The following is a 10790-nucleotide window of genomic DNA, read 5'->3' as shown; positions in this document are numbered from 1 at the left end:
CACGCCCTGCGTACCGGGGCCGGGGTTCGTGGCGCCGCTGGTGCAGTTCGTGCTGCACCTGGGCGCGGTCGCGGTCGGCATCGCGCAGGGCGCGCTGGACGAGATGACCGCGCTGCTCGCCGACGGCCGGCAGCGGCTCTACGCCCGGCAGCCACTGGCCGACTCGCCGGCGTTCCGGGTCCACCTGGGCCGGGCGGACCTGAACGTCCGCGCCGCCCGGACCCTGCTCGCCGGCCTCGCCGACGAGCTCTGGGCGGCCTGCGCGCACGACCCGACCCGGATCGCGGAGCTGCACCCGACGGTCTCCGCGTCGCTGCCCTGGGTCACCGAGCAGGCCATCGCCGCCGTGGCCACCTGCTACCGGGCGGCCGGCGGCGGCGCGACCCTTGACTCCTCCCCGCTGCAACGCCGGTTCCGCGACATCCACACGTTCGCCCAGCACGCCGCCGCCGCCGAGGGCTGGCTGGGCAATAACGGCGCCCGGCTGCTCGGCCGGCCGGTGGCGCTGGCGTACTGACCTGCCCGGGCGGACGCGGCCCGGGACCTGCAGAGCAGGGTCGACGCGGTCGCCCGGGAGATCGCCGAGGGCGACCTGAACCAGGCCGACGAACAGGTCCGGAAACTGCACGCCAAGCTGGCCGAGCTGCTCCGCGGCGGGAAGCTGACCACCGACGGCTACCAGACGCTCGAGGCCGGCGTCGACCGGATCGCCGCCGAGCTGCCGTGACCGGACGGGTCAGTGCCAGGTGGCGGCGGCCCGCCGCAACCGGTCGTTGATCGCCCGGCCCACCCCGACCTCCGGGACCGGCTCCGCCACGATCTCGGTCACCCCGGCCGCGTCGAGCCGGTGCAGCGCGTCGAAGAGGCGCGCGGCCGCGACGGTCAGATCGCCGTCGGGCGACAGCACCTCCACCGCCGCCCATCCGCCGGTGCCCGGCCGCTCCCGGAAGGCCAGGAAACCCCGCCGGCCACCGTCGCCGGCCGACGGCTCGGCCGTTCCCAGCCGCAAGGGGGTACGCGGGGCGTAGTGCGCGGCCAACGTCCCGGGCGCCACCGGCTGGCCGGAGCTGCCCGGCCGTACTTCGACCGGCCCGACCGCCTCGACCAGCGCCTCCACCGGCAGGGCACCCAGCCGGAGCACCACCGGCCGCTCGTCCCGGGCGTCCACGATGGTCGACTCGATGCCGCACCGCGTGGGTCCACCGTCGAGCACCACATCGACGGCGTCACCCAGCCCGGCCACCACGTGCTCGGCACGGGTGGGACTGAGCTGACCGAAGCGGTTGGCGCTGGGCGCGGCGACCGGCACCCCGGCGGCGGCGATCAGGGCCCGGGCGGCCGGCTCGTCGGGAACCCGGACCGCCATGGTGTCCAACCCGGAGGTGACGATCGGCGGGATCACCGCCGGCCGGTCGACGATCAGGGTGAGCGGCCCCGGCCAGAAGCGCTCGACCAGCGCGGCGACCGACGGCGGCACCGCACCGATCAGGCGGGGCAGGTCGGCGGCGTCAGCCAGGTGACTGATCAGCGGGTCGAAGCTGGGCCGGGCCTTCGCCGCGAAGATCCGGGCCGCCGCCTCCGCGTCGAGCGCGTTCGCACCCAGTCCGTAGACCGTCTCGGTGGGGAAGGCGACCAGCCCTCCGGCACGCAGGACGGAGGCGGCTTCGGCGATGCCGCTGTCGGCCGGCAGGACGCGCGGGGATCGGGTGTTCACGCCCCGACGCTAGCCTGCCGCCCACCGCCCGGTACGCCCGCCCACCAGTCGACGCCGTCGGAAAACGTGCCTCGGATTCTTCACCCTTTCCCGCCGGCTTGCTGGCGTCTCGTCGCTCGGAACTGCCAACGGGCGTGGCCCCTGATCTCGCCGGCGCCGCTCGCTCGGCCCAGCCTCCCCGGACTCCCCTCAGTGCCTGACCCGCGTACGTCCCACCTGAGCGAGGGGAGCTTTCCCCGGTGATGGAGCTACTTGGGCACTCCACGATCTGGATGACGGCCGACCCGTACGGCACGTCCTGCCGGCGCAGACTCGTCATCCTGGCGCACGCCGGGGCCTGCCACTATGAGCTGGTGGATCCGGAGAACCAGCTTGGCCAGGTTGGCCGTCGCGATGTCGTCCAGCGATAGGTCGAGGTAGTCGGCGAGCGCGGCTACGTACCAGAGCACGTCACCGAGTTCCTTGGCGATGTCGGCCCGGTCGATCCGCGACTCGTCGCTGTCCAGGTCGCGGAGTCGCAGGCAGGGGCCGGGCCGGCGCGCCCGGCTTCGCGGGCCGTTTTGATCAGGGCACCGGGCGAGGAGCGGACGGCGTGACCGCTCGGCTGTACGCGCATCCGCGATCAACCAGGGAAAGTGCTGGTGGAGCCCAGGGGACTCGAACCCCTAACCCCTGCCTTGCAAAGGCAGTGCTCTGCCAGTTGAGCTAGGGCCCCCGAGGCGGGCGGAGCCGCCGGTGCTGGCAGTCGGAGAGACGGTCAGCGCAGATCGGGAGCGGTGGTCGCCTCGTGCCACAGGGCGCGCTCGTCGTTCGAGGCCTTCACCTTCTTGGCCACGAATGCGGCCACGCCGACGACGCCGGCCAGGATCAGGAGCTTCTTGAACATGGGACGACCCCTCGCGCTCGGCTACCGTCCGACGGTGTGCGGTGGGGCTAGCTGGAATCGAACCAGCGACCTCAGAGTTATCAGCTCTGCGCTCTAACCGACTGAGCTATAGCCCCGCGTAGCGACGAGCAAGGTTAACCCATCGCCGCCGCCGTACCCAAATCGGGGGGTCCGTGGCGGCCCTCACCCGTTCTGCATCGAACGTACCCGCATACGCGACGCCGGGGCGACCGCTTTACGCGGCGCCCCGGCGTTCGGTCCGTTCAGTCCCGCTCGGCGAGGGTCAGCTCGATCCCGCCGACCAGGTCGGCGCAGACGTTGTAGACGAAGGCACCGAGCGTGGCGAGCGCGGTGAAGAGCACGACGTTCACCAGGCCGATCAGCGCGGAGCTGAGGATCACGCCCTTGGCGGTGATCCGGAACCCGCCGCCGGCCTGGCCGCCGGCGTTGACCAGGTCGGTCAGGCTGGCGTTGACGCTCTTGAACACACCCATCGCGTCCAGGGCCAGGTAGAGCACCGAGGTGGCGACGACCACCACGATGAAGAGCACCACCGAGACCGCGAAGGCGAACTTCATCACGGACCACGGGTCGATCCGCTTGAGGTTCAGCCGGGCCCGGCGTGGCCCCCGGGACGCCGCGGAGCTGACCGAGCTGCGCGCGGCGCGTACCGCCTCACCGACCCGGGCGGCGCCGACGGCGGCCGCGTTGCTGATGCCCGGCGGCAGGCCCCCGCCGTTGGCGGGGCGGCCGGTGGTGCCGGGACGGGCCCCGTCCGGCGAGGGCTTCGCCGCGGTGCCCACCCCGGCGGCGACGCGCGGCTGGGTGCCGGTCGTACCGGTCGACGGCTTCGCCGTACCCGTTGTCTTGATCGGCTGTGTCGTCGTGGCGGCGGGCTTGGCCGAGGTGGCCGCACTCCCGACCGAGGTCGGGCTGTCGGCCTGGTCGGTCTTCTCGCTCGTCCCCGAGTCCTCCCCCGGCTTGTCCGGCGGCGGGGCCATGCCGGGGGCCCGGGTGAACTTCGGGGCAGGCGCGTCGGCGGGGACCGTGGCCCGGCCCACGGCCGCGCGGCCGGTCGCTGGTGCACCGCTCTTGGCGGCCTCCTCATCGACCGGGTTTGCCGAGGTCCCCGTGTTCCCCGACTTCGCCTGTGTCTCCGTCATCAACTAGTCCTGTTCGTCAGGCTCGTCGGCATTGCGAGCAATCGCCACGATAGTTACGCCGTCCGGGAGGTCCATCAGCTTGACCCCCATTGTGTTCCGGTCCCGCGTACGGCGTACAGGCTTCACCGGAGTCCGGATGACGCCGCCGTTGCTGGTGATGGCGAACAGCTCGTCGTCCGGGCTGATCACCACCGCGCCGACCAGGCCACCGCGTCGCTCGGTGATCTTGGCGGTCAGCACGCCCTTACCTCCCCGGCCCTGGACCGGGTATTCCTCGATCGGGGTACGTTTTGCGTAACCGCCGTTCGTTGCGACCAGCACGTCCATCTCCATGCCCTCGCGGACGACCTCCATGGCAAGGAGAACATCGTCTTCGCTGAAGCGCATGCCGATGACGCCGGAAGTGGCGCGACCCATCGGGCGCAGCGTCTCATCGGTGGCGTTGAACCGGATGGCCTGGGCGTTCTTGGACACCAGCAGCAGGTCGTCGGTCGGGGCGACGAGGGCAGCACCGACCAGCTCGTCCTCATCGCGCAGGTTGATCGCGATGACTCCGCCGGAACGGTTGGAGTCGAACTCCTCGAGCCGCGTCTTCTTCACCAGGCCGTTCTTCGTGGCCAGTACCAGGTAGGGGGCCACCTGGTAGTTCGGGATTTCGATGATCTGCGCGATCTGCTCGTCCGCTTGGAAGGCGAGCAGGTTGGCCACGTGCTGGCCCTTGGCCACCCTACTGGCCTCGGGAAGCTCGTACGCCTTCGCCCGATAGACCCTGCCCTTGTTGGTGAAGAACAGGATCCAGTCGTGTGTCGAGCATACGAAGAAGTGGCTCACGATGTCGTCCTGGCGGAGCGTGGCGCCGCTGACGCCCTTGCCGCCCCGGCGCTGCGAGCGGTAGAGGTCGACCTTGGTGCGCTTGGCGTACCCGGTGCGGGTGATGGTGACGACCACGTCCTCGCGGGCGATGAGGTCCTCCATCGAGACCTCGCCGTCGAACGGCACGATCTTGGTCCGCCGGTCGTCGCCCCACTTGGCGACGATCTCGCCCAGCTCGTCGGAGACGATCTTCCGCTGCCGCTCCGGCTTGGCGAGGATGTCCTTGAGGTCGGCGATCTCCAGCTCGAGCTTGGCCAGATCGTCGAGGATCCGCTGCCGCTCTAGGGCGGCGAGCCGGCGCAGCTGCATGTCCAGGATCGCGGTCGCCTGGACCTCGTCGATCTCCAGCAGCTGGATCAGGCCCTGCCGGGCGTCCTCCACCGTGGGCGAGCGCCGGATCAGGGCGATCACCTCGTCGAGCGCGTCGAGCGCCTTGGACAGACCGCGCAGGATGTGCGCCCGCTCCTCGGCCTTGCGCAGCCGGAACGCGGTCCGCCGGCGGATGACCTCGATCTGGTGCTCGACGTAGTAGCGGATGAACTGGGCCAGGTTGAGCGTGCGGGGCACGCCGTCCACCAGCGCCAGCATGTTGGCGCCGAAGGTCTCCTGGAGCTGGGTGTGCTTGTAGAGGTTGTTCAGCACCACCTTGGCGACCGCGTCGCGCTTGAGCACGAGCACGATCCGCATACCGGTACGCCCGGAGGACTCGTCCCGGATGTCGGCGATGCCACCGAGCTTGCCCTCCTTGATGAGCTCGGCGATCCGCTCCGCGAGGTTGTCCGGGTTGACCTGGTACGGCAGCTCGCTCACCACGAGGGCGGGGCGACCGCGCTTGTCCTCCTCGACCTCGACCACCGCGCGCATCCGGATCGAGCCACGGCCCGTCCGGTACGCGTCCTGGATGCCGGACTGCCCCACGATCAGACCGTGGGTCGGGAAGTCCGGACCCTTGACGATCTCCAGCAGCGCCTCGAGGGTGGTCGCCTCGTCGGCCTCCGGGTTCTCCAGGCACCACTGCACCGCCGCGCCGATCTCGCGCAGGTTGTGCGGCGGGATCTTGGTGGCCATGCCGACCGCGATGCCCTCGGAGCCGTTGATCAGCAGGTTCGGGATCCGGGACGGCAGGATGGTGGGTTCCTTGGCCCGGCCGTCGTAGTTGTCCTGCAGGTCGACGGTGTCCTCGTCGATGTCCCGCAGCATCTCCATGGCCAGCGGGTCGAGCTTGCACTCGGTGTACCGCATGGCCGCGGCCGGGTCGTTGCCCGGGGAGCCGAAGTTGCCGTTGCCGTCGACCAGCGGGTAGCGCAGCGACCAGGGCTGCGCCATCCGGACCAGCGCGTCGTAGATGGCCGAGTCGCCGTGCGGGTGGAACTGGCCCATCACGTCGCCGACGACGCGGGAGCACTTCACGTAGCCCCGGTCCGGGCGGTAGCCGGAGTCGAACATGGCGTAGAGGATCTTGCGGTGCACCGGCTTGAGCCCGTCCCGGACGTCCGGCAGGGCCCGCCCGACGATCACGCTCATCGCGTAGTCGAGGTACGAGCGCTGCATCTCGACCTCGAGGCCCACCGGCTCGATCCGGTCGTGCGCCACGACCGCGGCCAGTGTCTCCGGGGTCTCCGGCTCGTTCGGGGTGGACTCGGGAGTATCGGTCACTGTTAACCCTTATCAGACTCAGAGTCGTGTTCGTGCTGTGGATAACGGCTGTGGAAAGCGGCCGGACTGTGGATAACTCTGTGGAACGTCGGGCCGTCCGGTGGATCTCCGGCCGGCCCGGCGCCCTCCATCAGATGTCCAGGAACCGCACGTCCTTGGCGTTGCGCTGGATGAACGACCGGCGGGCCTCGACGTCCTCGCCCATCAACACGCTGAACAGCTCGTCGGCGGTTGCGGCGTCGTCGAGCGTCACCTGGCGGAGGGTACGGGTGGCCGGGTTCATCGTGGTCTCCCACAGCTCGGGATAGTTCATCTCGCCGAGACCCTTGAACCGCTGGATGTCGTCCGGCTTGGCGTTGGGCTTCTTCTGCTGGCGCAGGGCGATCAGCCCGTCCCGCTCCCGGTCCGAGTACGCGTACTGCGCGTCGTCGCCCTTTTTGTTCCACTTGATCTTGTAGAGCGGCGGGGCGGCCAGGTAGACGTGACCCAGCTCGACCAGCGGCCGCATGAAGCGGAACAGCAGGGTGAGCAGCAGCGTCTGGATGTGCTGGCCGTCCACGTCGGCGTCGGCCATCAGCACGATCTTGTGGTAGCGCAGCTTCTCGATGTCGAAGTCGTCGTGGATGCCGGTGCCCAGCGCCGTGATCAGCGCCTGGACCTCGTTGTTCTTCAGCACCCGGTCAATCCGGGCCTTCTCCACGTTCAGGATCTTGCCGCGGATCGGCAGGATCGCCTGGGTCCGCGGGTCGCGGCCCTGCTTGGCCGAGCCGCCCGCCGAGTCGCCCTCGACGATGAACACCTCGGACTCGCGCGGGTCGGTCGACTGGCAGTCGGCCAGCTTGCCCGGCATCGAGCCGGACTCCAGCAGCGACTTGCGCCGGGCCAGCTTCCGCGCCTGCTGCGCGGCGATCCGGGCCCGTGCCGCCTGGGACGCCTTCTGAATGATGATCTTCGCCTCGGCCGGGTTCCGGTCGAACCAGTCGACCAGCCACTCGTTGCAGACCCGCTGCACGAAGCTCTTCACCGGGGTGTTGCCGAGCTTGGTCTTGGTCTGGCCCTCGAACTGCGGGTTGGCCAGCTTGACCGAGATGATCGCGGCCAGACCCTCACGGATGTCCTCGCCGGAGAGCTTCTCGTCGCCCTTGAGCAGCTTCTTGTCCGCGCCGTACCGGTTGACGACGCTGGTCAGCGCGGCCCGGAAGCCCTCCTCGTGGGTACCGCCCTCGTGCGTGTTGATCGTGTTGGCGAAGGTGTAGACCGACTCGCCGTACGACTCGTTCCACTGCATGGCGATCTCGACCGACATGCCCTCCTCCTCGGCGCCGAACTCGACCACGGTCTTGTGGATCGGGTTCTTCGAGGCGTTGAGGTGCCGGACGAAGTCGGCGATGCCGCCCTTGTAGAGGAAGGTCACCTCGCGCGGCTTGCCCTCCCCGTCCTCCGGGACCCGCTCGTCGAGCAGGTGGATGGTGAGGCCGCGGTTGAGGAAGGCCATCTCCTGAAGCCGCCGGTAGATGGTCTGGAAGTCCAGGTCGACGGTCTCGAAGACGTCCGGGTCGGGCCAGAAGGAGACCGCCGAACCGGTCCGGTCGGTCGTCTCGCCCTTCTCCAGCGGGGTCGGCTTGGAGTTGTGGTACTCCTGCCGCCAGACGAAGCCGTCCTTGTGGATCTCCACCGCCATCCGGGTGGACAGGGCGTTCACCACCGAGACGCCGACGCCGTGCAGACCACCGGAGACCGCGTACGCCTTGCCGTCGAACTTGCCGCCGGCGTGCAGCACGGTCAGCGCGACCTCGACACCGGGCTTCTTGAGCTTCGGGTGGAGGTCGACCGGGAAGCCACGCCCGTTGTCGGTGACCCGGACGCCGCCATCGGCCAGCAGCACCACGTCGATGGTGTCGCAGTATCCGGCCAGCGCCTCGTCCACCGCGTTGTCGACCACCTCCCACACGAGGTGGTGCAGACCGCGTTCACCGGTGGACCCGATGTACATACCGGGCCGCTTCCGGACCGCCTCCAACCCCTCGAGAACGGTGATCGACTCGGCGCCGTACTTCTTGTTGTCCTCCGCTGCCACCCTCGGCCACTTTCTCGCACCGACCACGCCAGGGCGCGGGGCGCGGGTTCGGCGGACAGGACGCGACGTCGGCGCGCACGGACCGGTCCCCGGACATCCAGGTCGCGGATCGCAACGCCGGTCGCCGCGGTTGCCCGCGGATCGCGATCGGCTCGACCCGACCCGGGACAATGATCAAGGGCCCTGCGGCCCCTGTCCGTCGCTCCGTGTCGGGTCTTTCGTCTCGCCGTCAATCTTACTCTGCGCAGCCGACCAAACCGCCACTCGGCACCGCTGCGCGGCGGCTGAGAACTCCGTAGCGGCCCGAACGTGGCTGTCCGCGACTCCCCCTACACGCCAGCGACGGCTTCCGGTCGCGGCGCGGCGTCAGGCGGGCGGCATCCGATCCCGCACGGCCGCCGCTCGCGGGCCCGCCGGATCATGGCCACCGACCCCGCCGACGTCCCCGCCGGCGCGGGTGGCCACCGGAACGGTACCGGCAGGTGACCGACCGGGGGTCGCGTCCGAACCCGACGTGCCGTACCTTTGCGGCGCCGCCGCTGCGGTCTTGATCTTTCGCGGCCGGAACCGGGACGATCGACCCGATCGGTCCGACATCGCGCTTGGTGAGAGGTGACGCCAGATGGGGCTGGACAACGTCGCGGTGCACTGGCCGCGTACCGGCCGCTTCTACGATCCGGTCGCGCCGGCCGAGTTCGTCGACTTCAGCGAGATCGTGGACATGCCACGCATCTCCGCCCCGACCGCCGCACTCGCCGAGCTGATCGCGAAGACCGGCACGGTACGCGCGACGGCGTACACCGAACTGGTCGACCTGATCCTCGGCCTGGAAAATGTGCTCTACGCCACGGAGAACGCCGCCGAGGACGAGGACCCGGTGATCGACCCGGACGGCTGTTCGTGGATCGCCGACGGGCTGGAGAAGTTCGTGGGGCGGCACCGGGCGATCGGTGAGGCCGTGACCTTCGAGTCGGTCAGCGAGGTGCTCCGGGCCCTGCTGGGCGACGGCCGTCTCGCCGAGCAGCAGCTGCGGTGGCTGGACAGCCGGCTCGACAAGCTGCGGGACGAGGACGGCGACCCCCCGCAGTGGAACTTCACCTGCGCCGAACTGAGCGTGCTCGCCGCCTTCTACCGGCGCTGCGCCGACCGCGGCTTCGCCGTCTACGCCGACGCCTGACCCGGCCGCCCGGCCACGCCGGGCTCGGCCGTCACCGCCCGGTTGGCCGCCGCGATCACCTCGGTCAGCACCGTGTGCAGGTGCCGCAGGTCCGCCAGCGGCAGGCCGAGCCGCTGCACGATCGCGGGTGGGATCTGCTCGGCCTGCGCCCGGAGGGCCTGACCACTGGCCGTCAGCGAGACGGCGAGGCTGCGCTCGTCCGACGCGTCCCGCTCCCGCCGTACGTAGCCGGCCGCTTCGAGCCGCTTGAGCAGGGGGGACAGGGTGCCGGGGTCGAGCTGGAGGAGCCGGCTCAGCTCGCGCACGGACAGCGGCGCGTACTGCCAGAGCGCCAGCATGACCAGGTACTGCGGGTGGGTCAGCCCCATCGGCTCCAGCAGCGGGCGGTAGACCGCGACGACGCCCCGCGCCGCCACCGAGAGCGCGAAGCAGACCTGCTGCTCCAGCGCCAACGGGTCCCCGTCGATCTGGTCGGACACCGGACACCTCCCCCCGTCGTTGCGATCGTAGCAACGCTTGGTGTACCAATTATTGGTACACCAAGCATCGGCGGAAGGGCGAGGATGAGCGGCGAGGAGCACGTCGGGGACGCCTCCGGCAAGGGTGGGCGCCTCATGGGCTGGGTGTTCCGCAACCTGGCCGGCCCTCCGCAGATGGAGGGGGCGGTGCAGGGCGGCTCCCGCCGGGCCCGCGAGGCCTGGAAGGAAGACCTGGAGCGGCGCAAGCAGTGGAGCCGCGAGCAGCGGGAGCGCAAGCTCGCCGAGCGGCAGGCCCGCCGCACCGGCGGCTAATCGTCAGCCGTAGGTGTCGCGGGGGCCCCGGCCACGGACCCGGCGCGGGCCGCGCGACCACGACGGCGCGGCGGGGCCGTGGATGTGCAGCTTGCGCACCACGTTGTGGCCGACTTCGCGGGCGATCTGCTGCAACAGCGAGCCGGCGAGCAGCCGCAGCTGGGTGGCCCACGCGGTCGACCGGGCCTCCACGGTCAGCTCGCCGTTCTCCAGCTTGACCGGGCGGCTGTGCTGCGCCACCTCCGGCCCGACCACCCGCTCCCAGGCGCCGAAGACCGTCGCCTCGGCCGCCGGCTGCTGCCAGCCGCGCGCCTTGACCAGCTTCTCCAGCACCGCGCCGAGCAGCTGCGGATCACGCGGGTCCGGCCCCGGGCCGGAGTAGCCGCGCAGCCGCCGCTCGCCGTCGCCGCGAACCGCGCCACGCCGAGGTCCGCCACGCCGGGCAGCGGGTCG

Annotated in this window: 11 protein-coding genes, 2 tRNA genes and 1 pseudogene; 4 read left to right on the top strand and 10 right to left on the bottom strand. The window is 70.6% G+C overall.

Annotation, left to right across the window (positions count from 1 at the left end; translation table 11 throughout):
• Both ACWEVO_RS17705 and ACWEVO_RS17700 read left to right on the top strand, forming a co-directional pair.
• Positions 1-517: acyl-CoA dehydrogenase family protein (locus ACWEVO_RS17705; RefSeq protein WP_452308611.1), on the top strand; the 517-nt coding region annotated here is incomplete at its 5' end.
• Positions 518-538: 21 nt separating this feature from the next.
• A pseudogene (locus ACWEVO_RS17700) lies at positions 539-727 on the top strand (hypothetical protein); the annotation flags it as partial.
• A gap of 9 nt (positions 728-736) precedes the next feature.
• On the opposite strand, the gene ACWEVO_RS17695 reads toward ACWEVO_RS17700, so the two are convergent.
• The 8 genes from ACWEVO_RS17695 to gyrB all read right to left on the bottom strand — a co-directional run bounded on the left by ACWEVO_RS17695 (position 737) and on the right by gyrB (position 8369).
• The gene (locus ACWEVO_RS17695; protein WP_452308612.1) at positions 737-1690 is read right to left on the bottom strand and encodes an L-threonylcarbamoyladenylate synthase; all 954 of its coding nucleotides are present in this window, start codon (positions 1688-1690) and stop codon (positions 737-739) included.
• A gap of 272 nt (positions 1691-1962) precedes the next feature.
• Positions 1963-2340, bottom strand: a complete 378-nt coding sequence (locus ACWEVO_RS17690; protein WP_452308610.1) for a MazG nucleotide pyrophosphohydrolase domain-containing protein — start codon at positions 2338-2340, stop codon at positions 1963-1965.
• Between the two features lie 13 nt (positions 2341-2353).
• Positions 2354-2429, bottom strand: a tRNA-Ala gene (locus ACWEVO_RS17685).
• A gap of 42 nt (positions 2430-2471) precedes the next feature.
• Entirely contained in the window at positions 2472-2600 is a 129-nt protein-coding gene (locus tag ACWEVO_RS17680) for a DLW-39 family protein (protein ID WP_452308609.1), read from the bottom strand.
• Positions 2601-2642: 42 nt separating this feature from the next.
• Positions 2643-2716: transfer RNA gene (locus ACWEVO_RS17675), tRNA-Ile, on the bottom strand.
• A gap of 147 nt (positions 2717-2863) precedes the next feature.
• Entirely contained in the window at positions 2864-3763 is a 900-nt protein-coding gene (locus ACWEVO_RS17670) for a DUF3566 domain-containing protein (RefSeq protein ID WP_452308608.1), read from the bottom strand.
• Positions 3764-3766: 3 nt separating this feature from the next.
• Complete coding sequence (gyrA, locus tag ACWEVO_RS17665) at positions 3767-6292, bottom strand: DNA gyrase subunit A (protein WP_452308607.1); 2526 nt, start codon at positions 6290-6292, stop codon at positions 3767-3769.
• A gap of 130 nt (positions 6293-6422) precedes the next feature.
• Complete coding sequence (gyrB, locus tag ACWEVO_RS17660; protein WP_452308606.1) at positions 6423-8369, bottom strand: DNA topoisomerase (ATP-hydrolyzing) subunit B; 1947 nt, start codon at positions 8367-8369, stop codon at positions 6423-6425.
• A 622-nt stretch (positions 8370-8991) separates the two neighbouring features.
• Between gyrB and ACWEVO_RS17655 the strand changes: the two genes are divergently transcribed.
• Positions 8992-9546, top strand: coding sequence for a hypothetical protein (locus ACWEVO_RS17655; protein ID WP_452308605.1), 555 nt, complete (start codon positions 8992-8994; stop codon positions 9544-9546).
• Here ACWEVO_RS17655 and ACWEVO_RS17650 read toward each other — a convergent pair.
• Positions 9531-10025: a MarR family winged helix-turn-helix transcriptional regulator gene (locus tag ACWEVO_RS17650; RefSeq protein ID WP_452308604.1), complete on the bottom strand. Its 495-nt coding sequence runs from the start codon at positions 10023-10025 to the stop codon at positions 9531-9533. The two genes, ACWEVO_RS17655 and ACWEVO_RS17650, sit on opposite strands and share 16 nt — an antisense overlap.
• A gap of 84 nt (positions 10026-10109) precedes the next feature.
• On the opposite strand from ACWEVO_RS17650, the gene ACWEVO_RS17645 reads away from it, so the two are divergent.
• Complete coding sequence (locus ACWEVO_RS17645; RefSeq protein WP_452308603.1) at positions 10110-10337, top strand: hypothetical protein; 228 nt, start codon at positions 10110-10112, stop codon at positions 10335-10337.
• Between the two features lie 3 nt (positions 10338-10340).
• On the opposite strand, the gene ACWEVO_RS17640 is transcribed toward ACWEVO_RS17645, so the two are convergent.
• The coding region (locus ACWEVO_RS17640) for a DUF721 domain-containing protein (RefSeq protein ID WP_452308602.1) at positions 10341-10790 on the bottom strand (450 nt) is incomplete at its 5' end.

It is taken from the genome of Micromonospora sp. NPDC003776 (genome assembly GCF_053605645.1).
The sequence above is the reverse complement of the archived record's forward strand: the minus strand, read 5'-3'. Positions and strand labels throughout refer to the sequence as shown.

Bases quoted from the DNA above. Each gene is read 5' to 3' on its own strand.
- ACWEVO_RS17670 (WP_452308608.1), bottom strand. From the start codon at position 3,763: ATGACGGAGACACAGGCGAAGTCGGGGAACACGGGGACCTCGGCAAAC.
- ACWEVO_RS17645 (WP_452308603.1), top strand. From the start codon at position 10,110: ATGAGCGGCGAGGAGCACGTCGGGGACGCCTCCGGCAAGGGTGGGCGC.
- ACWEVO_RS17655 (WP_452308605.1), top strand. From the start codon at position 8,992: ATGGGGCTGGACAACGTCGCGGTGCACTGGCCGCGTACCGGCCGCTTC.
- ACWEVO_RS17680 (WP_452308609.1), bottom strand. From the start codon at position 2,600: ATGTTCAAGAAGCTCCTGATCCTGGCCGGCGTCGTCGGCGTGGCCGCA.